Annotated in this window: 25 protein-coding genes; 9 read left to right on the top strand and 16 right to left on the bottom strand. The window is 63.0% G+C overall.

Translation table 11 applies throughout. From position 1 onward, the window contains the following. Positions 1-21: 21 nt before the first annotated feature. The 3 genes from ACQKRQ_RS29925 to ACQKRQ_RS29915 all read right to left on the bottom strand — a co-directional run bounded on the left by ACQKRQ_RS29925 (position 22) and on the right by ACQKRQ_RS29915 (position 4,322). Positions 22-633 carry an NIPSNAP family protein gene (locus tag ACQKRQ_RS29925; protein ID WP_427481200.1) on the bottom strand — a complete coding sequence of 204 codons (612 nt, stop codon included), beginning with the start codon at positions 631-633 and terminating at the stop codon, positions 22-24. Continuing rightward, positions 633-2,417, bottom strand: coding sequence for an FAD-dependent oxidoreductase (locus tag ACQKRQ_RS29920; RefSeq protein WP_427481199.1), 1,785 nt, complete (start codon positions 2,415-2,417; stop codon positions 633-635). Before ACQKRQ_RS29920 ends, ACQKRQ_RS29925 begins: the two co-directional genes overlap by 1 nt. A gap of 102 nt (positions 2,418-2,519) precedes the next feature. After that, positions 2,520-4,322: an FAD-dependent oxidoreductase gene (locus ACQKRQ_RS29915; protein ID WP_427481198.1), complete on the bottom strand. Its 1,803-nt coding sequence runs from the start codon at positions 4,320-4,322 to the stop codon at positions 2,520-2,522. A 143-nt stretch (positions 4,323-4,465) separates the two neighbouring features. On the opposite strand from ACQKRQ_RS29915, the gene ACQKRQ_RS29910 reads away from it, so the two are divergent. The 3 genes from ACQKRQ_RS29910 to ACQKRQ_RS29900 all read left to right on the top strand — a co-directional run bounded on the left by ACQKRQ_RS29910 (position 4,466) and on the right by ACQKRQ_RS29900 (position 7,113). Then, positions 4,466-5,383 carry an NAD-dependent epimerase/dehydratase family protein gene (locus tag ACQKRQ_RS29910; protein WP_427481197.1) on the top strand — a complete coding sequence of 306 codons (918 nt, stop codon included), beginning with the start codon at positions 4,466-4,468 and terminating at the stop codon, positions 5,381-5,383. Positions 5,384-5,531: 148 nt separating this feature from the next. Beyond that, positions 5,532-6,374 (top strand): shikimate dehydrogenase family protein, encoded by an 843-nt coding sequence (locus tag ACQKRQ_RS29905; protein WP_427481196.1) that lies wholly within the window; start codon positions 5,532-5,534, stop codon positions 6,372-6,374. A gap of 124 nt (positions 6,375-6,498) precedes the next feature. After that, on the top strand, positions 6,499-7,113 hold the full coding sequence (locus ACQKRQ_RS29900; protein ID WP_427481195.1) for an ABC transporter ATP-binding protein: 615 nt from the start codon (positions 6,499-6,501) through the stop codon (positions 7,111-7,113). A gap of 94 nt (positions 7,114-7,207) precedes the next feature. Here the strand turns inward: ACQKRQ_RS29900 and ACQKRQ_RS29895 are convergent, their stop codons facing one another. The 8 genes from ACQKRQ_RS29895 to ACQKRQ_RS29860 form a co-directional block, all read right to left on the bottom strand. Beyond that, positions 7,208-8,215 carry a zinc-dependent alcohol dehydrogenase family protein gene (locus ACQKRQ_RS29895; protein ID WP_132381958.1) on the bottom strand — a complete coding sequence of 336 codons (1,008 nt, stop codon included), beginning with the start codon at positions 8,213-8,215 and terminating at the stop codon, positions 7,208-7,210. Between the two features lie 203 nt (positions 8,216-8,418). Continuing rightward, complete coding sequence (locus ACQKRQ_RS29890; protein WP_310816162.1) at positions 8,419-8,733, bottom strand: antibiotic biosynthesis monooxygenase family protein; 315 nt, start codon at positions 8,731-8,733, stop codon at positions 8,419-8,421. Between the two features lie 159 nt (positions 8,734-8,892). Further along, the gene (locus tag ACQKRQ_RS29885) at positions 8,893-9,852 is read right to left on the bottom strand and encodes a hypothetical protein (RefSeq protein WP_427481194.1); all 960 of its coding nucleotides are present in this window, start codon (positions 9,850-9,852) and stop codon (positions 8,893-8,895) included. Positions 9,853-10,168: 316 nt separating this feature from the next. Beyond that, positions 10,169-10,507 carry a copper-binding protein gene (locus ACQKRQ_RS29880; protein WP_427481399.1) on the bottom strand — a complete coding sequence of 113 codons (339 nt, stop codon included), beginning with the start codon at positions 10,505-10,507 and terminating at the stop codon, positions 10,169-10,171. Between the two features lie 67 nt (positions 10,508-10,574). Beyond that, on the bottom strand, positions 10,575-11,870 hold the full coding sequence (locus tag ACQKRQ_RS29875; RefSeq protein WP_427481193.1) for a multicopper oxidase family protein: 1,296 nt from the start codon (positions 11,868-11,870) through the stop codon (positions 10,575-10,577). Between the two features lies 1 nt (position 11,871). Beyond that, entirely contained in the window at positions 11,872-13,302 is a 1,431-nt protein-coding gene (locus ACQKRQ_RS29870) for a TolC family protein (RefSeq protein WP_427481192.1), read from the bottom strand. After that, positions 13,299-13,601, bottom strand: a complete 303-nt coding sequence (locus ACQKRQ_RS29865; RefSeq protein ID WP_427481191.1) for a hypothetical protein — start codon at positions 13,599-13,601, stop codon at positions 13,299-13,301. The genes ACQKRQ_RS29870 and ACQKRQ_RS29865 overlap by 4 nt, the downstream gene beginning before the upstream one ends. Before the next feature lie 91 nt (positions 13,602-13,692). Next, on the bottom strand, positions 13,693-14,115 hold the full coding sequence (locus ACQKRQ_RS29860; protein WP_427481398.1) for a hypothetical protein: 423 nt from the start codon (positions 14,113-14,115) through the stop codon (positions 13,693-13,695). 170 nt (positions 14,116-14,285) lie between these two features. Between ACQKRQ_RS29860 and ACQKRQ_RS29855 the strand changes: the two genes are divergently transcribed. The 3 genes from ACQKRQ_RS29855 to ACQKRQ_RS29845 are packed head-to-tail and all read left to right on the top strand — an operon-like array spanning position 14,286 to position 15,330. Continuing rightward, entirely contained in the window at positions 14,286-14,483 is a 198-nt protein-coding gene (locus ACQKRQ_RS29855; RefSeq protein ID WP_132381944.1) for a heavy-metal-associated domain-containing protein, read from the top strand. Between the two features lie 29 nt (positions 14,484-14,512). Continuing rightward, on the top strand, positions 14,513-14,908 hold the full coding sequence (gene copM, locus ACQKRQ_RS29850) for a CopM family metallochaperone (protein WP_427481190.1): 396 nt from the start codon (positions 14,513-14,515) through the stop codon (positions 14,906-14,908). Between the two features lie 29 nt (positions 14,909-14,937). Beyond that, positions 14,938-15,330, top strand: a complete 393-nt coding sequence (locus tag ACQKRQ_RS29845) for a DUF6632 domain-containing protein (protein WP_427481189.1) — start codon at positions 14,938-14,940, stop codon at positions 15,328-15,330. Positions 15,331-15,375: 45 nt separating this feature from the next. On the opposite strand, the gene ACQKRQ_RS29840 is transcribed toward ACQKRQ_RS29845, so the two are convergent. After that, complete coding sequence (locus tag ACQKRQ_RS29840) at positions 15,376-16,422, bottom strand: AraC family transcriptional regulator (protein ID WP_132381938.1); 1,047 nt, start codon at positions 16,420-16,422, stop codon at positions 15,376-15,378. Between the two features lie 231 nt (positions 16,423-16,653). Between ACQKRQ_RS29840 and ACQKRQ_RS29835 the strand changes: the two genes are divergently transcribed. Continuing rightward, a complete protein-coding gene (locus ACQKRQ_RS29835; RefSeq protein WP_408177867.1) occupies positions 16,654-17,490 on the top strand; it encodes a class I SAM-dependent methyltransferase in 837 nt (278 codons plus the stop codon). A 274-nt stretch (positions 17,491-17,764) separates the two neighbouring features. Here the strand turns inward: ACQKRQ_RS29835 and ACQKRQ_RS29830 are convergent, their stop codons facing one another. Further along, the gene (locus ACQKRQ_RS29830) at positions 17,765-18,139 is read right to left on the bottom strand and encodes a zinc-binding dehydrogenase (RefSeq protein WP_427481188.1); all 375 of its coding nucleotides are present in this window, start codon (positions 18,137-18,139) and stop codon (positions 17,765-17,767) included. Between ACQKRQ_RS29830 and ACQKRQ_RS29825 the strand changes: the two genes are divergently transcribed. Both ACQKRQ_RS29825 and ACQKRQ_RS29820 read left to right on the top strand, forming a co-directional pair. After that, positions 18,033-18,365, top strand: a complete 333-nt coding sequence (locus ACQKRQ_RS29825; RefSeq protein ID WP_427481187.1) for a LysR substrate-binding domain-containing protein — start codon at positions 18,033-18,035, stop codon at positions 18,363-18,365. The genes ACQKRQ_RS29830 and ACQKRQ_RS29825 overlap by 107 nt on opposite strands. A 97-nt stretch (positions 18,366-18,462) precedes the next feature. Continuing rightward, positions 18,463-19,791 (top strand): hypothetical protein, encoded by a 1,329-nt coding sequence (locus ACQKRQ_RS29820; RefSeq protein ID WP_427481186.1) that lies wholly within the window; start codon positions 18,463-18,465, stop codon positions 19,789-19,791. A 31-nt stretch (positions 19,792-19,822) separates the two neighbouring features. Here ACQKRQ_RS29820 and prpF read toward each other — a convergent pair whose 3' ends face one another. The 3 genes from prpF to ACQKRQ_RS29805 all read right to left on the bottom strand — a co-directional run. Next, complete coding sequence (prpF, locus tag ACQKRQ_RS29815) at positions 19,823-21,010, bottom strand: 2-methylaconitate cis-trans isomerase PrpF (RefSeq protein WP_427481184.1); 1,188 nt, start codon at positions 21,008-21,010, stop codon at positions 19,823-19,825. 110 nt (positions 21,011-21,120) lie between these two features. Then, complete coding sequence (acnD, locus tag ACQKRQ_RS29810; RefSeq protein WP_427481182.1) at positions 21,121-23,718, bottom strand: Fe/S-dependent 2-methylisocitrate dehydratase AcnD; 2,598 nt, start codon at positions 23,716-23,718, stop codon at positions 21,121-21,123. 306 nt (positions 23,719-24,024) lie between these two features. Then, the coding region (locus ACQKRQ_RS29805; protein ID WP_427481397.1) for a citrate/2-methylcitrate synthase at positions 24,025-24,156 on the bottom strand (132 nt) is incomplete at its 5' end.

Here is a 24,156-nt window from a genome sequence, read left to right as displayed (position 1 = left end):
TTCATCTCCGCGAGTCCGCGCTCAGCGCAACGGCGAGAACGGCGCCGGCATGCAGATCGTCGACTCCATCGTGGTCAGGTGCGCGGGGCCGCCCTTGGGTGGCCAGATGCCGTCCTTCACCGCTTCGGCGCGAATCCGCGAACGTTCGTCGACGCTCGCATACGGCCAGATGTTCAGAAAACGCGGCACGTTGCCGTCGAGCGAATACATCGCGCCGACCAGCGGCGAACGCTGCGTCCGCTCGGGCACCGCTTTCTCCCACGCGTCGATGGTGTGCTGCAGGCTCGCGAGCTTCGTGCCATAAACACGCATCTCGTAGATGCCGCCGTATACGGCCGGTTCGATCGGCGGCAGAAACGGAAAGAGCGAATAGCTGTCAATCTTCACGTCCGTGACGAATTCACCGCAGCCGAACGGGTTGCCTTCGAGCAGCATGCGTTTGCGCTCCGTGATCAACGCGGCTTCCGAATCGAAGCCGCGCAGCACCAGCACCTGGCCGAGCGCGCCGATATCGGAATGCCAGCAGCCGAGCAGCTTCGAGCCCGGTTGATCGCCGCTTGCCTGAATGCTTTCGAAGACCTGCGCGTTCGCGCCGATCTTCACCGTCAGTGTCACTACGTCGTAGAGCGTCATTACATGTGTCCTTGTGGCTGAATGATGGTGTTCGTGGTGTTCAAGGCGGCCGGGTTTGATGCGTCTTGCGCTACGTGCGCCGCGCGAGCTTCTCCGGCGATGGAAAGGCCCGCGAGATAACCGAAGGTCATCGCCGGGCCGAGCGTGATGCCGCCGCTCGGGTAGCAGCCGCCCATCATGCTGGCGCTGTCGTTGCCGACCGCGTAGAGGCCTGCGACGGCCTGGCCCGCGTGATCGAGCACGCGAGCGGTGGCATCGGTGGCGAGGCCCGCAAACGTGCCGAGGCTGCCGGGCAGCAGCTTGACCGCATAGAACGGCCCGTCTTCGAGCGGCGCGAGACACGGACTCGGCGCGTGCCGCGCGTCGCCCTGCACGCGGTTGTACGGCGTCGAGCCCTTGTGGAACTGCGGGTCGAAGCCATCCTTCGCGTAGCTGTTATAGGCCGCCACGGTGCTCTCCAATCCATAACGATCGATGCCGCATTGCGCGGCGAGTTCGGCAAGACTGTCGGCGCATTTCAGATAACCCGAGCGGCGATACGGCGCGGTGGGAAACGGAAACGGCTTCGAGAAACCCAGCCCGTAGCGCCGCTGGAAACGATGATCGCAAACCAGCCACGCGCAGACCTCCTCACCGGCAGGGGTGGTACCGATCAGCGCGCTGACGAAATCGTGATACGACGAGGCTTCATTGACGAAGCGCTGGCCCGCGCGCGTCACCGCGATCACGCCCGGCTTCGCGCGCTCGATCAGGTGCGGAAACGCGACGTCCGCGCGCCCCTTGCCTTGCGGCACGAGCGAGACCGGCGCCCACGCTGCGGGCGTTTCGAGCGAAGCATCGAAGCGCGCACCGATCGATTCGCCGAGGCGAATGCCGTCGCCGGTATTGGTGAGCGGCGCGGCGGACCAGTGCTCGCGCCCCGACGGCGTATAGGCAAAAGTTTGCGCACGGCGCGCGAGGTCGTGGGGATAACCGCCGCAAGCCAGCACCACGCCACGCGCGGCGCGCACCTCATGCGGCACGCCGTCGATCTCGACACGTGCGCCCACCACGCGGCCCGCCTCGCGCAGCAACGCGACGGCCTCGGCGTTGGTGCGCAGATCGACGCCGAGATCGGCTGCGGATTTGAGCAGCCGCGCGACCAGCGCATTCCCGTTCACCAGATGCATGGATCGGCCGTAACGCAGCTTGTGGCCCGCGAACACCGCGAGCCTGCGCAGCACGTGCCATGCGGCGCGCACTGAACGCGTGGCGTTGAAGAAATGCGCGAGGTCCTGCCCTGAACCGATCGCCATGCCTTTGAGCGTCACCACGCCGAGCGGCTCACGCAACCGCTCGATCAGCGGCCCGAGTTCGCGGCCGTCGAACGGCATTGCGCACACCGAGCGGCCGCCGCTCACGGCACCGGGCGTGGTATGAAAATCGGGAATGCGGTTGCCGTCGACGAAACGCATGGACGTATTGCGTTCGAAGAACTCGATCATCTCGGGACCGTAGTCGAGCAACGCGTCGACCTTGTCCGCATCGAAGTGCGCGCCGAGTTCGTTGCGCAGATACGTGCGCGATGCTTCGGGTTCCTCGACAATGCCTGCGCGCGTTGCGAGCGGGTTGCCGGGAAGCCACATCCAGCCGCCCGACCATGCGGTCGTACCGCCGAACACCGCGGCTTTTTCCGCCACCATCACACGCAGCCCGCGCGTCGCGGCGGTGACCGCGGTGGAGAGGCCGCCCGCGCCGGAACCCAGCACCAGCACATCACATTCGAGTATCGGATCGCGCTTCATTACCAGTTCGTTTCGTCGGTTGGGAAGAGATCGTCTCCGATCTATTTGTTGAATACTATTCCATTCTATAACTTCATTCAAACCAGGCTCAGCCCTGGTTCATCAGAAGATTTTCTCTTTGGCCCGCTGTGGGCTTACGTCAGCAGGTTCCGACCACGCCGCCGACGAAGTCCGCGCGGCCGAAGCGGTTTGGGCGCGCGCAGCCGCGTCGCGGCTGGCGAGATAGGCAAACGCGAGTCCAGGTCCCAACGTGATGCCGGGTCCGGGATACACGCCGCCCATCACCGATTGCATGTCGTTGCCGCATGCGTACAAGCCGCCGATAGGTTGATCGTCGCGACCCAGCACGCGGGCGTGCTGATCGCTGGCCAGTCCGGTCGCCGCGCCGATGTCGCCGGGATAGAGCCGCACCGCGTAGAACGGCGCGCGGCCGATCGGCCCGAGGCAAGGATTCGGTCCCGGCCAGTTTGCGTCGCCGTTGGCGCGCTGATAGTCGGTCGTGCCGCGCTGAAAATCCGCATCCACGCCGCTCCGCGCGTATTCGTCGATGCGCGCGACGCTATCGGTCAATCCACGTGGATCGATACCCAGCTTGCCCGCGAGTTCGTCGAGCGTATCGGCGCGTGTCAGATAGCCGTCGGCGAGAAATGGGGCGACGCCTTTGCCACCGGGACGCACCATGCCGAGACCGTATTTGCGCAAGCCTTCGGCATCCGTGACGAGATACGCGGGCACGCACGGCGACTGGCGATGCGCCTCCTGCATCGCGATACCGAACAGGTGATACGAAGTGTTTTCGTTGAGGAAGCGCTTGCCCGCCTGATTGACGACCACCATGCCGGGCTTGCCGCGATCCATCAGAAAGTGAGGGAACACCGCGGTCGTGCCATCCTTGCGCTTGCGTACGGAGACCGGCGCCCAGAACGCGTTGCTCAACGCGCCTTCGCCATAACGTGCGCCGATGCCGAGCGCGAGATCGTGCGCGCTGCCGGTGTGTCCTGGCGCGCCGGGACACCAGTTTGAATCCACGCCCGGCAGCATCGCGCTGCGCCGTTGCGGATGCCGGTTGAAGCCGCCGCTTGCGAGAATCACGCCACCCGTCACCGCGATTTGACGCCGCTGGCCGTTCTGGCTCAACGTGATTCCGTCGACACTGCCATTTGCGCCGGTGCGCAGCGCTTCGAGTTTCGTGCTCACCAGCACGGTGACGTTGCGAGCCAGCAGCGAATAAAGCAAACGGCCGATCAGCGCATTGCCCATTACGAGACGCGTGCCGCGCGGCCAACTCATGCGGTCGCAAGCGTGGCGCGCGAGCAGCTTCACGGCGTGGCGCAGGGACTTGAGCGACTTCGTCATGCCGAGCAAATGACCGACGTCGTCGCGATCCACCATCATGCCGCCGAGCACCGTGAACTCGGGAATCGGCGGACGGATCAGCGCGAAGTGCTTGCGGAGCTTGCGGCCGTCGAAAGCGAGCGGCTCCAGCGCCCGGCCTCGTAAAGTCGAGCCTTCGAGTTCGGACAGATAGTCTGGATGAAACGGCCTCGCCCGATATCTCACATCCGAATTCGCCTCGATATGCGCGACGGCCTGCGGGCCGGCGGCCAGAAACGCGCGACGCAACGCCTCGCTGCTGCGCTCTCCCACCGCGCGGCGCAGAAAAGCCTCGGCGTTGGCGCTGCTGTCGTCCGGATTGACGGAAGGGCCGTGCATCGAGTCGGGAATCCACGTTGTGCCGGCCGAATAGGCTGTCGTGCCGCCCACGTATTCGGTGCTTTCCACCAGCAAAACGCGGGCGCCTTCGATGGCAGCGAACAGCGCCGCCGACATCCCTGCCCCGCCGGCGCCGATCACCACGACGTCGAACGTTTCGTTCTGCTGCAATCCGCTGAGTGTCTCCACCATGTCCTGCTCCTTTGCTCCTTGTCTAGGCCGCGACGAGTAGTTCGTCGCAGCTCGTAGACATCTGTAGAATTTGCTTTGATTTCGGAATACTATTCCACAAATGCAAAAATGCAAAATACTTCTGCACTCACGGAGGAAAGACGATGCGCGTATTGGTGACGGGAGGAAGCGGGTTTCTGGGGGCGTGGATCATGCGGCGCCTGCTCCGCAAAGGCATCAGCGTGCGGGCGTTCGATCTGCGCGCCGACACGCGCCTGCTGGAAGCGCTCGCGCCTGAGCAGGCCGCAACAGCGCAATGGGCGAGCGGCGACATTGCGAATCCAGCCGATGTGTCGCGCGCACTGAACGGCTGCGACGCGGTGATTCATCTCGCGGGCGTGCTCACGCCGGCTTGCGTGCTCGATCCGGTGCGCGGCGCGCAAATCAATCTGATCGGCACGCTCAATGTTTTCGAAGCCGCGCGCGCGGCCGGCTTGAAGAATGTGCTGTACGCGAGCAGCGCGGGCGTCTTCGGACCCGATGACGGCGCCGTGCCTTTTCCGCAGACCTTTTACGGCGCGTTCAAGCTCGCCTGCGAAGGCGCGGCGCGCGCGTACTGGCACGACCACGGCATTGCCAGCGTCGGCTTCCGGCCTCTCGTCGTGTATGGCGCAGGGCGCGAAACGGGTTCGAGTGCTGGACCGAGCCTCGCGTGCCGCGCAGCGGCGCGTGGCGAGCCGTACACGATTCCGTTCACCGGCTCGACAGGCCTCGTTTTCGCGGACGATGTCGCCGCCGCCTATGAAGCCGCTCTCGTACGAGCGCCGCGCAGCGCGCATGTGTTCACCCTGGCGGGCGACATCGTTTCGGTGGATCAGGTCATCGAACGTATCGGCGTGATCGTGCCGGGCGCATGTATCGATACAACCGGCGCGCCGTTACCGATCGCCACGTCGTTCCCCGTAGATCCAACTCTTGAGGAGTTGCTGCCCGATCTGCCGCACACGTCGCTTGACGAAGGACTGCGTCAGACCGTGGATTTCTATCGACAACCTGCTTCATTTCACATCTATACGAAATGATTTTATTATTGAATACTATTCCACAAAGCGTTAGAGTTCGCAGGAACCGACCCACCGGTCAAGGATCCGTTCGCGCCGAACCCAACCAAGCAAAATCGCCCGGCATCGCGCAAGATGAAAACCGGGCAACACTCTGGAGACATACAACATGACGCAACCCGACGCCCCTTCTTTTTCCACCTCGCTGGATGAAGGCCTCAGCGGCGCCACGCGGGTGATTTTCATCGTCGGCGATCCGATCGCGCAGGTACGCTCGCCGTCCGGTGTGACCGCCGCTTTGCGCGCCGCCGGACGCGATGCGCTGGTGGTCCCCGCGCACGTCGCGCCCGCCGACCTGCCCGCGTTTTTTGCAGGCGTCACACCCATGCGCAATGTCGACGGCGTGATCATTACCGTGCCGCACAAGTTCAGCGCCACCGGTTATTGCGGCACGCTCACCGAACAGGCGAGCTTTCTCGGCGCGGTGAACACGTTGCGCCGCACGGCGGACGGCAGTTGGCATGGCGGCATGTTCGACGGCACCGGCTTCGTCGCCGCGCTCATCGATACCGGTTGCGATCTGCGCGATAAACGCGCGCTGCTGGTCGGCGCGGGCGGCGCGGGTTCCGCGATCGGACATGCGCTGGTTCAAGGCGGCGTGGCGTCGCTCGACGTGCGCGATAACGATGCCGAACGCACGGCGTCGCTGATCCGCCGGTTGAATGCGCTCGGACAAGGCGAGGTGCATAGTGTGGCCGCTTCCGTGGATGCGAATGCGTACGACGTGGTCGTCAACGCGTCGCCGCTCGGCATGCGAGCGGACGACCCGCTGCCTATCGACGTATCGCGTCTGCCGGCCACGACGTTCGTCGGCGACGTGGTGACGAAGCCGCCGCTCACGCCGTTGATCGAAGCCGCCCGCGCGCGCGGATGCCCGACTGTGACGGGCACGCAAATGTTCGGCCGTGTGTGCGACCGGATGGTCGAGTTTTTGCTGGATGCGGATCGGTGAATGAAGCTTCGGACGCGACAGCGGCTGCGGCTTGCGCTGCTACACTTGCGCAACGCCAACCTGTAGAAGACATCTGCCGCGCGACCCGATGCGGCGAGTCTTCTCCTGAATCACGCTCCAATCCATGCTTCGATTCGAAAACCTCAGCAAGCGCTACGGCGAACGCCTCATCTTTCAGGGATTGCATTACGACACGGCATCAGGATGCGTCGCGTTAAACGATGAGTCCGGCAGCGGCAAGTCGACATTGCTCGGCATCCTCGCGGGCACGATCGAGCCCGATGCGGGCGAGGTGTGGCTCGGCGGCCATTCGCTGCGCAGTGCACCGCTCGCCGCGCAATCCGTACTCACCTACGTGCCCGAAGACTGCATGCCTTATTCGGATCAGACCGGACGCGCGTATCTGAGCAATGTGGCATCGGCGAGAAACACCACTGTAACCGCTGACACGCTGTCGCTTGCGGACCGCTTCGGCCTCACGCCGCATCTCGACAAACGCTTCGAACAGATGTCGTTCGGTACGCGCAAGAAGTTTTTCCTGACGGCTGCCGTGCTTGGCGAAAACCAGGTGCTGATCGCGGATGAACCCGTCGGCGGACTCGACGCCGCCGCACGCGCCGTGCTGGTCGATCTGTTCAAGACACTGGCGCAAACGCGCACGGTGTTTTTCTCGAGCTACGACGAGGTCTTTACGGACGCGTGCGAGGCGCGCAGCATCAACTTCACCGACTTGGGTTAGGCACGACTAACGCGCCCTTGCATGCCACTTGGCAGCGCCACAAACAGCGCGAGCGAAACGGGCAACCCGGCTTTCACTCGCGCATACGAAGCGCTTATACCGCCACGCAAATCTTCCCGAAGTGAGCGCCGGATTCCTCGTGCGAAAACGCCTCGCCGAGTTTCTCCAGTTCGAACGTGCTGTCGATCACCGGCTTGATGCCCATCACTTCGAGCGCCCGGATCATATCGCGCTGATCCTGACGGCTACCGACGATCAAACCCTGCAAACGCTGCTGCCGCGCCATCAGCGCCGCGGTCGGCACCGGCCCTGCCCGTCCGGTCAACACGCCGATCAGCGCGATATGCCCGCCGATCCGGCAGGCGGTGATCGACTGCGGCAAAGTCCCCGGACCGCCCACTTCGATCACATGATCGACACCGCGGCCATCAGTCAGCGAGCGGACCTGCTTGCCCCATTCGGGAGTGTCGCGATAGTTGATCGTGTGATCGGCTCCGAGCTCGCGAAGTCTGGCGAGCTTCGCGTCCGATGAAGACGTGGCAATCACCGAAGCGCCCATCGCTTTGGCCATCTGCAAGGCGAAAATAGACACGCCGCCGGTACCGAGCACGAGCACCGTATTGCCGGCCTTCAACTGGCCGTCCACGACGAGCGCGCGCCATGCGGTGAGCCCGGCTGTGGTCAACGTTGCGGACTCGGCGTGGCTATAGCCGCGCGGAGCGTGCGTGAAGTAGTGGCTCGGCAGCACGACGGCTTCGCGTGCGTAGCCGTCGATGCCGTCGCCGGGTGTGGTCTTGAAATCGGCGATGGCGGGCGGCCCGTTTTCCCAGAACGGGAAGAAGCACGACACCACGTGATCGCCCGCTTTGAATTCCGACACGCCCGCGCCGACTGCCTCGACGACGCCAGCGCCGTCCGCCATCGGAATCCGCCCTGCGTCCGCCGGCAGATTGCCGCTCACCACGCCGTAGTCGTGAAAATTCAAGGAGTTCGCGTGAATGCGCACGCGAATCTGGCCCGCCGCGGGCTGACCGGGATCGGCGATGTCGACGACCTGGAGATTGGCGACAGTGGCGGGCGAACCGATTTTGACGGCTTTCATGTTTCAGTTCCTCTGTGAGTTGCGCCGGCGCGTTAGGCATCGCGGCGAAATGCTCGCAAAAGAATACCGCAAGCTTGCTCAGCGCGTCGTCGGACGCGCACAGGCTAGCGCGGGCGAAACGCGCGCTGAAAGCTCATCATGAATGGGGGAAGTCCCTTAACGGCGCCCGTGAATGGCACGGGGCGCTCGCGAGGATCATGTATTCATTTGACGGTCTGAATGACTTCGAAGCCTTCGAATTCCGGATGCCCGAGATAGAGCACCCGGTTGTCGCCACCTGCGCTGCGATGCGCGGCGCGAAAGGCGTCGGATTTCGTCCACGCCTCGAACGACGCGTAGTCCTTCCAGATCGTATGGCTGGAATAGAGAACGTGATCGTCCTTCTGTGGACCCTTCAGCAGATGAAATTCCACGAAACCCGGCACTTCTTTCAGGTGCGTATCGCGCGTGGTCCACAGATGTTCGAAGGCGGCTTCGGATCCGGGCGTCACTTTGAAACGGTTCATGGCAATGTACATGCTGAAGGCCTCTTTGCAGTCACGATGTATCTGACGGCTTGCCGGACTCGAACGACACGTTCCCGCAAACCCGTCAGGCGGCCTTTCATTATATGCGCGCCATTCTTCCTACCGATGTCACGACTGCGAGCCACCCAGGCGATCCGATCGCATCCGCGTTCAGGCCGCTTTGTCCTGCGCCACCTGTTCGAGCCAGAGACGGCTGTCGGGAAACCAGAATGCGTCCGGCCGCGGCGGCGACACGAGTTTTACCGGCAGCGACGGGTTGAATATCCTGGACCATGCCGACAGATACGACGGCGTCTTCACCAGATAACCGCAACGGGACAACAGCAGACTGGAGACGAGCGCTTCACGGCCGATTTCGAGTCCCGGATAGCCGCTGAAATGAACCGGCGTATTGCCATACGCGAGCAATTTAGCGGGGGCGACTTTAACCGGCTTGCTAAACGGCCAGGCGACGAAGAAGTCCAGAAACGCCTGTTCGTCGCTTGAAACGAAGACGTTGTCGAGGTGCGGATTCTCCGCAAGCGTCGTTTCTACGTGGCGGCAGAAATCGCCCCATGAAACCGGGATGGCCTCAAGCGATTTATCCGTGCCTCTGAAATGCGCACCGAGCGTGGACGCGCCGATCTCGAGCTTCTGGCAGATCGCTTCGACTTCATTGCCGATATGGCCGGCTGGCCGGTAATGTGCGAAGAATAGTTCGCTGGCGCTGTTGAGTTGAAGCTGAGTCTCGTAGCGTTGACGAAACCCAAGCTGGACCAGATCGCGAACCGTCGACTTTCTCACCTTGTGCGTGAACGGCGCCGCCGCCTTGCCATTCACGGACTCGAAGAAGGACGAGAACCAGTCGATCGCTCCCGCAGCGTCTCCGTAGAGGCCGCCGCGCGCGCTGATGCACGGCGTCAGACACTTCTCGTCGCAATACATCAGAATAAACAGGACCATCTGCATCACGGAGAAAAAACCAGAGTTCTCCTGAATTTCGATGGCGAAGATTCCCCTGTTTAATCGCTGCGTGGCATGAAGTGAAATGCGACGTGGTGTGGCGACCGAATGCTTGAACCCCTCGCTGCGTCGGATCTTTTTCGCCCGATCGACTACTTTTCTTAGCATGCCCGGCTCCTAATGAAATCTAGGTATTTTTAAATTCGCACGCGTCTATGCATGAAGAAGTTCACGACGTCCGAGCATAACATCTCAAACGCCTGGGGCGAGTAAGTTCCGCGTGTCTTAGTGAGCTAGCGCACAAAGGAATCGGTAAGACTTCCCCGTGAGTTGCGGCGGTTGCATGACGTGGGCAAAGCCATGCAACGTCGGACGATAAGACGGTGTGCGGGAGGCATCCAGACGGCAACGCGCGAACGGTAATGGTTTATCCGTATGACACGTTCAGCAAGAATGCGATAGGCAGACAACCCGCGTGTGGTGACTACTCTCGCTTCTCCAGTTTCACCACCGTCAGCGCCCCGTCCATCTCGTCCGCGATGAAGTCGATCCTGTCGCCGGACTTGACCTGCGAGAGCATTGCCGCGTCCTTCACCTTGAACACCATCGTCATCGCATCCATGCCGAGGTTTTCCAGAGGACCATGTTTTATGGTCAGTTTACCGGCGGTTTTATCCACCTTCCTGATTTCACCATGAGACATCGCGGCTTGCGCACTGGCGTGCGCGCTCGCCGACACGTCAGTGGCTTCACCCGCCGCGTACGCCGACGTGAAAACCATGATCACGCAACCAATCGCCATCGAAGCCAACCCATTCTTCATCCCATACACTCCCACGTTAATTACGATCCACACGGCCAACCTGCTGCTGCCGCTGCCGCCGCCGACGTCAACCGTCCGGCAGCTCACCGGTATATTCATAAGCCACCGTTCCCCTCGGATGCCTGAACCAGCCCGGATCACGGTAGTCGTTGCGGCCCAGCCCTTCACGCACTTTCACCACCGTAAACATGCCGCCCATTTCCAGCGCGCCGAATGGGCCGGTGCCGGTCATCATCGGAAGTGTGTTATCGGGCAGTGGCATCTCCATTGCGCCCATCGACCCGCCGGTACTGCCCATCGCCATGTAGTCGGGCACCAGCCGGTTGATGCGTTTGGCGAGGTCTTGCTGCGGCACGCCGATCATGCTCGGGACCTGATGCCCCATCGCGTTCATCGTGTGATGAGACTTGTGGCAATGAAATGCCCAATCGCCGGGACGATTCGCGGTGAACTCGATGGCGCGCATCTGCCCGACCGCGACATCGGCGGTCACCTCGGGCCAGCGTGCGGACGGCGGAATCCAACCGCCGTCCGTGCCCACCACTTCGAAGTGGTAGCCGTGCAGATGAATCGGGTGATTCGTCATGGTCAGGTTGCCGACGCGAATCCGCACACGATCGCCCGCGCGCACCGGCAATGAATCGATGCCCGGAAACACGCGCGCATTCCATGTCCACATGTTGAAGTCGGTCATCTCGTTGACGCGCGGCGTGAAGCTGCCGGGGTCGATGTCGTAAGCGGACATGATGAACACGAAGTCGCGGTCCACCTGCATCACGCCGTGATCTTTCGGATGGACGATGAACGTCCCCATCATGCCCATCGCCATCTGCACCATCTCGTCGGCGTGCGGGTGATACATGAAGGTGCCGTGCTTCTCCAACTGAAACTCGTAGACGAAGGTCTTGCCCGGTGGGATGTGCGGCTGCGTGAGACCGCCCACGCCGTCCATGCCGCACGGCAGCAGCATGCCGTGCCAGTGGACCGTGGTGTGCTCCGGCAACCGGTTAGTCACGAAGATGCGCACCTTGTCGCCTTCGACCGCCTCGATGGTCGGCCCCGGCGCCTGGCCGTTGTAGCCCCACAGATTCGAGCTCATGCCGGGCGCGAGTTCGCGCACCACCGGTTCGGCGATCAGATGAAACTCCTTCCAGCCGTTCTTCATGCGCCACGGCAACGACCATCCGTTGAGCGTGGCGACCGGCGTGTACGGCCGGCCATTCGACGGCGCGCGTGGCGGCTGCATCGAGGCTGTGGTCATCGTGGGTGCTTCGGGCAGCGACGCGGCGCCGGCCTTGCTCACCAGTGCGGCTCCCAGCAAAGCGGCGCCCGAGCCGCTCATAAAATGTCGACGTGACACCATGCTATTTACCTTCGGATTCAGTGGGCGACGCCGTTTGCGTCGTGGAGGCGAGCGGCGTCGCGTTAGTGGCAACCGGCAAACGGCCGCCGAGTGCCTGTTGCAAATCGGTCTGCGCGAGCCAGTAGTCCTTCAGCGCGTCGATAGCGCTATTCACCGCGCCGATCTGGTCACGTGAATCGGCGAGCAGTTCGAACACGCTTGCGAGCATGCCGTTGTAGCGAAGCAGCAACTCGTCGGAGATGGTCTTGCGCAGCGGCACGACTTCGTCTCGATAGTGCTTCGCGAGGTCGTAGTCGGACACGTAGGCGGAATACGCTTCGCGCACCTCGGAACGCGCGTTGATCGCGGTCTGCGCGACGCGATTCGCCGACTGCATGTAGATCGCTTCGGCACGCGCGACTTTGGCGCTGCCCCAATCGAAAACCGGAATCTCGACGCTGATCTCGTAGCCCTGCTCGCGTCCGTCGGAAGTCGTGAAATTGTTCTGATAGCCGACGTCCAGCACGTTGATGAAACGCGTCGCTTTGCTTAAGCCCAGTGAACTGGCCACGCTTTGCGTTTGCAGTTTCGAGGCCTGGATGTCGAGCCTGTTTTGCATCGCAAAGGTTTCCAGATCGCGCAACTCCGGGCGTGTGGCAGGCAGATCCGGCAGACGCTCGGGCAGTGCGTAGTGCGCTTGCGAACCCCAGAGGCCCATCACGCGAGTGAGCTTTTCTCGCGCGGACACCGACTGCTGTTGTGCTCTTGCCACTTGCGCGATGGCTTCCGCGTAGAAGGCCTGCTCGCGCGCGTAATCGAGCTTGCTGAAGTTGCCGGCCTGCTGCATGCGCCATGCGAGTTCGGCACTGGCCTCTGCCGCGTCCTTCACCTGCTCCGCGTAGGCGGCCGATTGCGTGGCAGCGACTGCGCGGAGGTAAGCGCGCCGCGCATCGGCGGCGACCTCGAGCATGGCGTTGGCGGCCAGTAAGCGGGTCTGTTCGAAACGGCGGCTTTCGATGCGCGTCGTCAACGGCATCGTCAATACGCGCAACATGCCGAGCGTGAACGTGCGGCTGATACTCAGGTCATCGCCACCATGCGTGCGGCTGAACGAGAAGCCGGGATTCGGCAAGCGTCCGACCTGAACGAGGTCCGCTTCGGCGATGCCCAGTTCGCCGTACGAGGCCTGCAAACCGCGGTTGTTCAGCAGCGCGATCTGGACGGCGGCGTCCATGTTGAGCGGCGCGGAAAGCAGTTCTCGCGTGCGGTTGGCGACGGCACTTCGATCCTCGTCGGTTTTGATCACCACGGCGTCTGTGCCGAGCCGCTCGGACGCGGCGGTCGACACCGTGCCGAAGCCGCCGTCGTTCGAAAACGTCGTGCAGCCGGCGAGTAGTGTCACCGCGATGGCAATTGCCACAATGCGGGTGGCTGGAAACAGGCATGGCCTCATTTTTCCGCCCCTTCGCGGTGAGAACCGTGGCCGTCTTCTTTAGCGTCGGCGCTGCTCGACTGCATCGAACCGTGGCTCGCTCCAGCGTGCCCCGCTGGATTCGTCACCTCGCGATTGAGCGCTTGCCAGCTCGGCGCTTGCTGCTCACGGTATGGGCGATAGTCGGCCAGCGCGGAGGGCGCATCGATCGCCGGCACGGATGCCGCCGGGTCCGTCGGGTCCGGAAATATGGGTGTGGCGTGCGCGAGCGCCGGCAGACATGCCGTCGCGCCGAGCAGCGCCGCAATGAACGTTCGCATGATTCGTCCTCGTCAAGTACGGCCATGACGGACGACGCACAGCCGTCCATCAAGGCGAAAAGGAACAACGCAGCGTGAGGCTGCGAAAGAACTAGACGAGAGAGATGCGGGGAGGCCGTTCGACGCCGCCGGTCAGAAACGACGCGACGCGGACAGTGGGAGGCAGGGGAACAGCGAAGTGAGCCACGTTGGCGGACAGGGACGCAACGGGCGTGATCGGCAGCGCGCCGCCGAAACAGCAGGACGCACAAGTGGAGCACGCATGCGCATGATGCTCGCCGCCCACGGAACCATGATGCTGAAGATGGGTACCGGCGAGAGTGTCGGCTTGCTCGGCCATCGTCGCGGCATGGTCGTGATGCCGGGCCATTGCACCGGCTGCCTCATGGCGCGCGGGCGTCGCATCGCCCACGGAATGCGAGGACTCGCATTTCATGGAGACGGCCGCAAACGACTGAACCGGGAGGCTCAGCACAAGCAGCACGACAATGAAGAGTTTGCGCCAGTAAGACATGGGTACGAAGTCTAGCACGCAGGTTTGCAAAATCGTAAGGCTGGGACGATGCCGCGCGTGATGGCTTCGCGTACGCGGCTACGGTTTTCAGCCAATCGCGAAAACCTGCTTGACCTTACCGCCGTGGGAAGGTCCACGCTTGAGTCATGACTTTTCATTGGAGGTAGGAAATGGAATTTGCCATCCCGGATATGTCGTGCGGCGGTTGCGCCAACGCCATCACGCGTGCAGTCACGAGTCTCGACCCTGCAGCGAAGCTCGAAGTCGATGTCCCCGTTAAAATCGTCAAGGTCACGTCGACGCTGGCAGCTGAACAACTCATCGAGGCCATCGAGGCGGCGGGCTTTCATCCGTCGCTGAGAGCCTGATAGTCAACCTTTCCCAACGGACAATCACAATGAAAAAACTTCGCGCCTTTCGTGCCCTTTGCCTCTTCAGCGGCTTTGCGTTTGCTGTCGTGGCCGTGCCCGTCCACGCCCAGCAACCGGCCGCCATGCCCGGCATGGACATGTCCAAGTCAGCGGATGCAGGCTCCGGCGATGCGACGCAAGCTTTCAAGGCCGCCGACGACAAGATGATGCAGGACATGAGCGCCGACTATACGGGCAACGCCGACAAGGACTTTGTCGCTCACATGATTCCGCATCATCAAGGGGCGATCGAAATGGCGCAGGTCGAGTTGAAGTACGGCAAGGATCCGGAACTGAAGCGGCTGGCCAGAAACATCATCAAGGCGCAGCATGACGAGATCGCATTCATGAAGAGTTGGCAGGCGAAGCATGGGGTGAAGTGAGGGCCCGGCGCGATTCGAAGGAGACGATCATGACCGACACTCAGCGGCTCAATTACCTACGCGTCGCGCTGGTCTTGACGGGCATCACGTCCATTGGACTTTACCCGCTGATGATCGTCTGGCCCGACGGTTGGGTCTGGCATACGGGACATTCGGAATATCCCCTGATGATTGTCGGCATGTACGCCACGCTGGGTGTGTTCCTGATTTTCGCGGCCCTGAATCCACTCGCTCATCTGAGCCTCATCTGGTTCGCGGTGTGGTCGAGCGTGGTGCATGGCGGGATCATGGCGATCCAGGCCCTGATGAATGCCCCGTACCGCGGCCATCTTCTCGGAGACGTGCCGGCGCTTTTACTCGCGGCGCTCGTTTTAGGGCTGCTCACTCCCCGCAGCGACAAAGCCAGATTTCTACGGGAGTGACGCTAATTTCAGATTCATGCCGCTTCGCCTACACGGCCGTGGCGTCTAAGCACCTCTTTCATCGAACGCACCGTCCACGCCGCCTGCCGCGGCGACGGCAGCAGCAGAAACACCAGCCATCTCACCCCGGCTCCGCCGCCACCCCGCCGGCGGCATCCCGAACTCCCGCTTGAAAGCCCGATTGAACGCCGCCTCCGACTCGTACCCTACCTGATCCGCCACCGCCGCCAGCGACTTCGTCCCGCCACGCAACTCCTGCGCGGCGATCTGCAAACGCCAATGCGCGAGATACTGCATAGGCGGCTGACCGAGCAGCTGCGTAAATCGCTGCGCCAGCGCGGACCGGGACAAGCCCGCTTTGCGCGCCAGCTCATCGACTGTCCAACCATGCGCCGGCTGCGCATGCATCAGCGCGAGCGCACGACCGACAAACCGATCCCCCACGCCCGCCAGCCAGCCTTTCCGGTCGGACGGCAGCGCATCGATGCAACGCCGCACCGCCTCCACGAAAAGCAGTTCCGATAGGCGCGCGAGAACGATCGCGCTGCCTACGCGCCATTCCGCCGCCTCGGCCGCCGCGAACCGTAACGACGATTCGAGCCACGCGGACTGCGGGTCGTTGCGCATGTCGACCTTGAAGATGCGCGGCAGCGCGGACAGCACCGGGTTGCTCAACGTGTCGTCGCACGCGAGAAAGCCGCACACCAGACGCGTGCGCTCTCCACCACCGCCGTAGCGAAGCGCCATCAACTGTCCCGGTGAATTCCGCAACTGACTCTCGAGCAGTTCGCCGGTGGGTCCGGGCGTGATGTCGAGCGAACTGCCGAGCAGATGCGCTTCGCCTTGCGGCACGACGAGCAGTTCGCCGGCAGCGACGTAAATAGCGGATTCAGGGTCGTCCGGGAGCGCAGCCCAGCAGCCGCCCTCGGTGATCAGGTGGTAGGAGACGATACGTTCCGCGGGAGGAAGGAAACTGCCGCACAACGCTGCGTTCGCCTGGCCGTACAAACACCAGGGTGCAGTGAAGTCGCCGTTTAGATACACCGCACCACCAAGGCGAACCAGGCGGAGGACGTCGGAGAGCGCATCCATCATTGTTTCCAGGAACTTCGGCGTCCTGCACAAAAGATCTGGACGCCTGGTCATTCATCGATTCAACAGCCGCACTGATACTAGCATCCATGCGAATCCCTTACAACAATGCTAAGGAATCTTGAATGAATCGAATACTTAACGTCAATTAAGGAGGCACCACATGAATTCATAAGTCCTGGCGCAATAACACTAACGTGCATCGCACAAATTTTTCTCTGGAGCATCCCCATGTCTGAAGTTCATTCTTCTTCATCACACACCTCCGAATTCGCTGACGTCAAAGCGCGCCAGCACGCCGCGTGGGAAACGGGCAATTACGCCGTCGTCGGCACGACGTTGCAGATCGTCGGAGAAAATTTGTGCGAGGCACTCGATCTACGCGCCGGCAGCCGCGTGCTCGATGTCGCGGCCGGCAACGGCAACGGCACGCTCGCCGCCGCGCGCCGCTGGTGCGATGTCGATTCGACCGACTACGTGGCCTCGCTGCTCGACGCGGGTCAGGCTCGCGCGCGAGCGGAAGGTCTGACAACGGTGCAGTTCCGCGAAGCCGACGCCGAAGCGCTGCCCTACGCGGACGCCACCTTCGATGTCGTCATGTCGACCTTCGGCGTCATGTTCACGCCCAATCAGGAGAAGGCGGCAAGCGAGCTGGCGCGCGTGTGCAAACCCGGCGGCAAGATCGGTCTCGCGAACTGGACGCCCGATAGCTTCATCGGCCAGGTGTTCAAGACGATCGGCAAATACCTGCCTCCGCCGCCCGGCCTCAAGTCGCCGGCATTGTGGGGCACCAGGGCGCGGCTCGACGAACTCTTTCACGGGAATGTGCGGAGTGTCGCCGTAACGAGCCGCGAATTCATGTTCCGTTACCGCTCGCCCGCGCATTGGCTCGAGGTATTCCGGACTTACTACGGCCCCATCAACAAGGCATTCGCCGCGATGGACGACGAACGGCAAGCGGCCTTCCAGCGCGATCTCATGACGCTGATGGAAAGCCGCAACCGTTCCGGCGACGGGACACTCGTGCTGCCCAGCGAGTATCTCGAGATCGTGATGGTGCGGCAATGAACGGGGTCGGCCGCGTACTGGCCGGCGCGGCTGTCTACTTTTTCAATCGATGGCCAAAGGCCAGCGTCGTCGGCTTGCGGTGTATGTCGCTAGCTTTCGGCCTGCCGCTGTTTTCGTCCGTTTGCTTTTTCGGTCTTCGGTTCGTGCTCGCCAGCTTCGGGCTGATGTCTTAGGCGTCGCCGTTGCATCAAACCCGATTTTTCCCGGCTTCGTCCTTTCCGGACGAAGCCGGATGTCCGCAAGATCGCGTGACCGTTTGCGTTCGCGCCGCTCGTCAAACCGTCACGACGATCTTGCCCAATTGTTCGTTCGACTCCAGAAAGCGATGCGCGTCGACGATGCGCTCAAACGGAAATGTGGCGGCGATGACCGGCTTCAGCAACCCCGCCGCGAGTCCATCGAGAATGAACGCCTTGGCGGCGGCAAGGCGCGCCGGATCGGTCAGGATCTCGTGCACAAGGTAGCCGCGCAGCGTGAGTGACTTGCTCAGCACGGTGAACAACGGGAACGGCGTCGGCTCGGCGCTCAGTCCGCCGAATTCGATGAGCATGCCTCCGCGAGACATCGCTGCCGTGAGCGGCTCGAATATCGGACCGCCGATCGGATCGAGCACCACCCTCACGCCGTCCGGCCCGGCAACGTCTCTCATCGACGCAATCGCCGACGCCGCGACCGCGGGCATGGGTCTGGCGTGGCTCCCCTCCTGGCTGGTGCGCGAGCGCATCCAGGCGGGCGAGCTCGTGCAGGTGCTGCCGGATCAGCCGGCTTTTCTCTACGACGCGTACGCGCTCTGGCTGCAAACACCTCACTTGCCGCGCAAGGTGCGTCTGGCGGTCGACGCATTGGTCGATGCGTTACCCCGGCTCATGACGTGAACGGCCCGCTTCGTCTTACTGGACACGCCTGCGCAAGCGCGACAAAGCACCCGTGACGTTGCGCGCATGATGGCTCCCGGATAGATGGGAGAACCACATGTTCACGCGCACACACGAAACGCAGTCGACAACGAACCTCGCCGGCACGAGCAATCAGGCCACCACCCCCAAAGAGGAAAAGAAAGAGAGTGCTGCGCAGCCCTCGGTGTCGTCGACGATCGCGGCGTTCGAAGCACTGAAGCAGCCGCCGACGCGCTCGCCGGCAGCCGTCACGCCGCACACGCCATCGGCCAGCTTCGCGCTCACGTCCGGCGCGAGCAACAAACAGCCGCTGGGACAATCCACGGCCACGAGCGCGAGCACGACCACGGGTGCGAAGGCCGGGCCGCCGCCAATCAAACCGAAGCCGCAGGGACTGACCGTGAAGACATCGAGTCTGGTCGGCCACTCCGGCAATGCTCGAACATCCAGCACGAACGAGGGCGAGGCGCCGGCGGGCAACGAAGAAGAATCGAACGCGACGGTGAGCGGTCCCTCCGTGTCGAATCGCAACGACCCGCCGGCCTCTTTCCGCCTGGCCAAAACATCTACTGCAAACGTGCAATCCGCCTCGACGTCCAGTTCGAGCACCTCAGCGCCTAGCGAGGTCTCCAGCGTCGCGCCCACGCACGCGATTGGACCGACCTCGGCCACGAGCAACGTCGGCGCGGCTGCAAACGTCGCCTCCGCTCACCACGACGACCGGACGCCCGCGGAAATACAGCACGCATTCAAGACAAGCGGCCTGTTGATCCGTACGCTGCAAATGAAGAACGCGCACCACGAGTTCCACAACTGCAACGTCTCGATCGACGCTGCCCGCGAACAGGCAAAAACGGGCGGACACGGCGGCCTGCGCAAATGGTCATTGGCCCACGCGGAACTCGAGCCGCAGTACTACAAGATGGGCGCTAACGTGTCCACCATGGCCCGTCCGTGTGCGGTTCTCGCGATGCCCGACCTGGTCGGCAATCACGTGGTCGGCGTGTATGACAAAGACCATTCCTCGGGCGGCATCACAGATACGATGAAACCCCTCACGCCGGACGACAGGAAGAAGCAGATAGGCGGCCTTCTCGGCACGCTGAAATCCAATCAGGCGCAGCACGGCTCGCTGGAAAATTCGGAGATTCAGACGGTCGGCATCGCGCCGGGCAGTATCGCCGCCTTGATGTTCGATCCCATGTCGGGGCAGGCAGGCAGGACGACATGGCAGAACAGCAAGCCGAAGTTCGAAGAGATGCTGTCAAAAGCGGGACCGGAATTTCACGGCCGCAACTTCCCTGTCTTCACCTTTGCCAGCAAGGGCGGACGGACGGAGTTGACGCATATCGACACGCTGAGAGCGTCACCTCCACCGGCGGCGAGCGGGCCTTCGACAGACTAACAAGCGAATCGGCGCGTTCGCGCCGGCCGCCTCATCTTTCCTGCGGTACCCGCACCCAGCCTTCCATCAGCACCCGCGCGCTGCGGCTCATGATGGCCTTCGTCACGGTCCACTCGCCGCCGCTTTCGCTCGCCTCGGCGCCGACCCGCAGCGTTCCCGAAGGATGTCCGAAGCGCACCGACTCCTTCGCGCCGCCGCCCGCCGCGAGATTCACGAGGGTCCCCGAAATCGCCGCCGCCGTGCCGATCGCGACCGCCGCCGTGCCCATCATCGCGTGATGCAGCTTGCCCATCGACATCGCCCGCACCAGCAGATCGACGTCGCCCGTGCCGATGCGCTTGCCGCTCGACGCCACGTAGTCAGCCGGCTTCGCGACGAACGCGACCTTCGGCGTATGCTGGCGCGTCGCGATCTCGTCGAGATGCTTGATCAGCCCCATGCGCAGCGCGCCGTGCGCGCGGATCGTCTCGAACATCGCGAGCGCCTTGTCGTCGCTATTGATCGCGTCCTGCAACTCCGTGCCCTTGTAGCCAATCGACTCGGCGTCGACGAAGATGGTCGGAATGCCCGCGTTGATCATCGTCGCCTTCAGCGTGCCGACGCCGGGCACTTCCAGATCGTCCACCAGGTTACCGGTCGGGAACATCGAGCCGCCCGCGCCCTCTTCTTCCGCTGCGGGGTCCATGAATTCGAGCTGCACTTCCGCCGCCGGGAACGTCACGCCGTCGAGTTCGAAGTCGCCGGTTTCCTGCACGGCGCCATCGGTCATCGGCACGTGTCCGATGATCGTCTTGCCGATGTTCGCCTGCCAGATGCGCACGGTCGCCACGCCGTCACGCGGAATCCGGCTCGGATCGACAAGCCCCGCGCTGATCGCGAACGGCCCGACGGCGGCGGAGAGATTGCCGCAATTGCCTGTCCAGTCGACGAAGGCCCTATCGATCGACACCTGGCCGAACAGATAATCCACATCGTGATCGGGCCGGCTGCTTTTGGCGACGATCACCGTCTTGCTGGTGCTCGACGTCGCGCCGCCCATGCCGTCGATCTGCTTGCCGTACGGATCGGGGCTGCCGATCACGCGCATCAGCAGCGCGTCGCGTGCGGCGCCGGGCACCTGGGCCGCTTCGGGCAAGTCTTGCAGGCGGAAGAACACGCCTTTACTGGTGCCGCCACGCATGTAGGTGGCCGGAATCTTGATCTGGGGTTGGTGGGCCATGAAAGTCCTGTCCTGATGAGAGCGGGTGTCATGGCCTATCGCGCCATATCACCCGTCCCGCGTTAAAACGTTCGTCGCATCGAGCGAAGCGATCTAAAAACCAGCCAGCCTCAAGCCGCCTTCTTCGACGACTCGAGAAAGTCCTGCGCAAAGCGTTGCAGCACACCGCCGGCTTCGTAGATGGAAACCTCTTCGGCGGTATCGAGCCGGCACGTCACCGGCACCTCGACCCGCTCGCCGTTCTTGCGCTGGATCACCAGTGTGAGGTCCGCGCGCGGCTTGCGCTCGCCGACCACGTCGAAGGTTTCCGTGCCGTCGATTGCCAGCGTGAGCCGGTTCACACCCGGCTTGAACTCCAGCGGCAGCACGCCCATGCCCACCAGATTCGTGCGGTGAATCCGCTCGAACCCTTCGGCGACGATCGCTTCCGCGCCGGCAAGACGCACGCCCTTCGCCGCCCAATCACGCGACGAACCCTGCCCATAGTCGGCGCCGGCAATCACGATCAGCGGCTGCTTGCGCTCCATGTAGGTTTCGATGGCTTCCCACATGCGCGTGACCTTGCCTTCGGGCTCGATACGCGCCAGCGAACCCGCCTTCACCTTGCCGTCTTCGAGCACCATCTCGTTCTTCAGAGTCGGGTTCGCGAAGGTGGCGCGCTGCGCTGTCAGGTGATCGCCACGGTGCGTCGCGTAGGAATTGAAGTCCTCTTCCGGCAAGCCCATCTTCGCCAGATATTCGCCCGAGGCGCTGTCCGCCAGAATCGCGTTGGACGGCGACAGGTGATCGGTCGTGATGTTGTCGCCGAGCACGGCGAGCGGACGCATGCCCTTGAGCGAGCGCTCGCCCGCGAGCGCACCTTCCCAATACGGCGGACGGCGAATGTACGTGCTCATCGGGCGCCAGTCGTAGAGCGGATTGGCTTTCTCGCCCGTGTCGACGGAAACGGCGAACATCGGCTCGTACACCTTGCGGAATTGCTCCGGCTTCACGCTCGACGCGACGATCGCATCGATCTCCGCATCCGATGGCCAGATATCTTTCAGCGTGACCGCATGGCCGTCGGCATCGATACCGAGCACGTCCTTCTCGATGTCGAAACGGATCGTGCCCGCAATCGCATACGCCACCACCAGCGGCGGCGACGCGAGGAAAGCCTGCTTCGCGTACGGATGGATACGGCCGTCGAAGTTGCGGTTGCCCGACAGCACGGCGGTCGCATACAGATCACGCTCGACGATCTCTTTCTGGATCACCGGATCCAGCGCACCAGACATGCCGTTACACGACGTGCACGCATACGCGACCACGCCGAAACCCAGTTGCTCCAGCTCGGGCAGCAACCCGGCTTCTTCCAGATACAGCGTAACCGCCTTCGAGCCCGGCGCGAGCGAGGTCTTCGCCCACGGCTTGCGAGTCAGCCCGCGCCGGTTCGCGTTACGCGCGAGCAAACCCGCGGCGATCATGTTGCGCGGATTGTTGGTGTTCGTGCAGCTCGTGATCGCGGCGATGATCACCGCGCCATCCGGCATCAGGCCCGGCTCGTTCTCCACCTTGCCGCTGATGCCGCGCGCCGCCAGTTCCGACACCGGCAACCGGCGATGCGGGTTCGACGGGCCGGCGAGCGTGCGCACCACCGTCGACAGATCGAACTTCAGCACGCGTTCGTATTCGGCCTGCGCGAGGCTGTCGGCCCACAGGCCGGTTTCCTTCGCGTAAGTTTCCACCAGCTTGACGAGTTCGTCGTCGCGGCCGGTGAGCTTCAGATACTTGATGGTCTGTTCGTCGATGTAGAACATCGCGGCCGTGGCGCCGAATTCGGGCGCCATGTTGGCGATGGTCGCGCGGTCGCCGAGCGTCAGCTTGGCCGTGCCCGCGCCGAAAAACTCGAGGTACGCGCCGACCACTTTTTCCTTGCGCAGGAATTCGGTCAGCGAGAGCACGACGTCGGTCGCCGTGATGCCTTCTGCCGGCTTGCCCGTCAGTTCCACGCCGACGATATCCGGCAGGCGCATATACGACGCGCGGCCCAGCATCACGCTTTCCGCTTCGAGCCCGCCCACGCCGATCGCGATCACGCCGAGCGCGTCCACCATCGGCGTATGCGAGTCGGTGCCGACCAGCGTATCGGGAAACGCGACGCCGTCTTTCACCTGCACGACCGGGCTCATGCGCTCCAGGTTGATCTGGTGCAGGATGCCGTTGCCCGGCGGAATCACGTCGACGTTCTTGAACGCGCGCTTGGTCCAGTTGATGAAGTCGAAGCGGTCTTCGTTACGGCGGTCTTCGATCGCGCGGTTCTTCGCAAACGCGTCCGGATCGAAACCACCGCACTCGACGGCGAGCGAATGGTCCACCACGAGTTGTGTCGGCACCACCGGATTGACCATCGCCGGATCGCCGCCTTGCGCGGCAATCGCGTCGCGCAGGCCGGCAAGGTCGACCAGAGCGGTCTGGCCGAGAATGTCATGACACACCACGCGCGCCGGGAACCACGGAAAATCCAGTTCGCGCTTGCGTTCGATGATCTGCCTGAGCGACGCGTTCAACGTGACCGGATCGCAACGGCGCACGAGGTTTTCGGCCAGCACGCGCGACGTGTACGGCAGTTTGTCGTAAGCGCCGGGCTGGATCGCGTCGACCGCGGCGCGCGTGTCGAAGAAATCGAGCTGGGTGCCGGGAAGGCGTTTGCGGTTTGCAGTATTCATGGCGTAGGGGACAAAACAGTAATGATCCGGGGACGATGGCGGCGGCCGATCACGTCGGCGGCCCCTTTTTTAATCGCGTCTCCCTGGCGGGCCAGTCAGGCAGTACGTGTAGTTTAGCTTGCGGCGGCGTGCCGGTCGGGTTTGCGCGCGGCCACGTGAATGCGCCGCAAAAAACGGCCTCGGCCCGGGGTTTCAGCGAGCCAAGGCCCAACTTCATTGCGCCGCGCTCTTAAGACGCAATGGAGGAGAAACGCTTGCATTCGCGCGGCTACGCGCTCACGCACCCGACTTCGATAAAAGGCACCCTCAAACGCGTTTCGCGAGCGGCACGAACGGCAGGTCGTCAGGTCCGGTGTAATTCGCGCTCGGACGGATGATCTTGTTGTCGACGCGCTGCTCGATGATGTGCGCGCTCCAGCCGGCCGTGCGCGAGATCAC

Origin of the sequence: Paraburkholderia sp. NPDC080076, from assembly GCF_050281145.1 — a bacterium.
GTDB lineage: Bacteria > Pseudomonadota > Gammaproteobacteria > Burkholderiales > Burkholderiaceae > Paraburkholderia.
Note: the sequence above shows the minus strand (reverse complement) of the source record. Positions and strands in the feature narration are given on the sequence as shown.

What these genes read in the sequence shown, in the direction of transcription:
- ACQKRQ_RS29830 (WP_427481188.1), bottom strand. Translation starts at nt 18,139, where the DNA reads ATGAGAGACGTTGCCGGGCCGGACGGCGTGAGGGTGGTGCTCGATCCG.
- ACQKRQ_RS29820 (WP_427481186.1), top strand. Translation starts at nt 18,463, where the DNA reads ATGTTCACGCGCACACACGAAACGCAGTCGACAACGAACCTCGCCGGC.
- copM (WP_427481190.1), top strand. Translation starts at nt 14,513, where the DNA reads ATGAAAAAACTTCGCGCCTTTCGTGCCCTTTGCCTCTTCAGCGGCTTT.
- ACQKRQ_RS29890 (WP_310816162.1), bottom strand. Translation starts at nt 8,733, where the DNA reads ATGTACATTGCCATGAACCGTTTCAAAGTGACGCCCGGATCCGAAGCC.
- ACQKRQ_RS29880 (WP_427481399.1), bottom strand. Translation starts at nt 10,507, where the DNA reads ATGAAGAATGGGTTGGCTTCGATGGCGATTGGTTGCGTGATCATGGTT.
- ACQKRQ_RS29925 (WP_427481200.1), bottom strand. Translation starts at nt 633, where the DNA reads ATGACGCTCTACGACGTAGTGACACTGACGGTGAAGATCGGCGCGAAC.
- ACQKRQ_RS29910 (WP_427481197.1), top strand. Translation starts at nt 4,466, where the DNA reads ATGCGCGTATTGGTGACGGGAGGAAGCGGGTTTCTGGGGGCGTGGATC.
- ACQKRQ_RS29915 (WP_427481198.1), bottom strand. Translation starts at nt 4,322, where the DNA reads ATGGTGGAGACACTCAGCGGATTGCAGCAGAACGAAACGTTCGACGTC.
- ACQKRQ_RS29875 (WP_427481193.1), bottom strand. Translation starts at nt 11,870, where the DNA reads ATGGTGTCACGTCGACATTTTATGAGCGGCTCGGGCGCCGCTTTGCTG.
- ACQKRQ_RS29860 (WP_427481398.1), bottom strand. Translation starts at nt 14,115, where the DNA reads ATGTCTTACTGGCGCAAACTCTTCATTGTCGTGCTGCTTGTGCTGAGC.
- ACQKRQ_RS29905 (WP_427481196.1), top strand. Translation starts at nt 5,532, where the DNA reads ATGACGCAACCCGACGCCCCTTCTTTTTCCACCTCGCTGGATGAAGGC.
- ACQKRQ_RS29840 (WP_132381938.1), bottom strand. Translation starts at nt 16,422, where the DNA reads ATGGATGCGCTCTCCGACGTCCTCCGCCTGGTTCGCCTTGGTGGTGCG.
- ACQKRQ_RS29870 (WP_427481192.1), bottom strand. Translation starts at nt 13,302, where the DNA reads ATGAGGCCATGCCTGTTTCCAGCCACCCGCATTGTGGCAATTGCCATC.
- ACQKRQ_RS29920 (WP_427481199.1), bottom strand. Translation starts at nt 2,417, where the DNA reads ATGAAGCGCGATCCGATACTCGAATGTGATGTGCTGGTGCTGGGTTCC.
- ACQKRQ_RS29845 (WP_427481189.1), top strand. Translation starts at nt 14,938, where the DNA reads ATGACCGACACTCAGCGGCTCAATTACCTACGCGTCGCGCTGGTCTTG.
- acnD (WP_427481182.1), bottom strand. Translation starts at nt 23,718, where the DNA reads ATGAATACTGCAAACCGCAAACGCCTTCCCGGCACCCAGCTCGATTTC.
- ACQKRQ_RS29855 (WP_132381944.1), top strand. Translation starts at nt 14,286, where the DNA reads ATGGAATTTGCCATCCCGGATATGTCGTGCGGCGGTTGCGCCAACGCC.
- ACQKRQ_RS29835 (WP_408177867.1), top strand. Translation starts at nt 16,654, where the DNA reads ATGTCTGAAGTTCATTCTTCTTCATCACACACCTCCGAATTCGCTGAC.
- ACQKRQ_RS29895 (WP_132381958.1), bottom strand. Translation starts at nt 8,215, where the DNA reads ATGAAAGCCGTCAAAATCGGTTCGCCCGCCACTGTCGCCAATCTCCAG.
- ACQKRQ_RS29865 (WP_427481191.1), bottom strand. Translation starts at nt 13,601, where the DNA reads ATGCGAACGTTCATTGCGGCGCTGCTCGGCGCGACGGCATGTCTGCCG.
- ACQKRQ_RS29885 (WP_427481194.1), bottom strand. Translation starts at nt 9,852, where the DNA reads ATGCTAAGAAAAGTAGTCGATCGGGCGAAAAAGATCCGACGCAGCGAG.
- ACQKRQ_RS29900 (WP_427481195.1), top strand. Translation starts at nt 6,499, where the DNA reads ATGCTTCGATTCGAAAACCTCAGCAAGCGCTACGGCGAACGCCTCATC.
- ACQKRQ_RS29825 (WP_427481187.1), top strand. Translation starts at nt 18,033, where the DNA reads ATGAGCATGCCTCCGCGAGACATCGCTGCCGTGAGCGGCTCGAATATC.
- prpF (WP_427481184.1), bottom strand. Translation starts at nt 21,010, where the DNA reads ATGGCCCACCAACCCCAGATCAAGATTCCGGCCACCTACATGCGTGGC.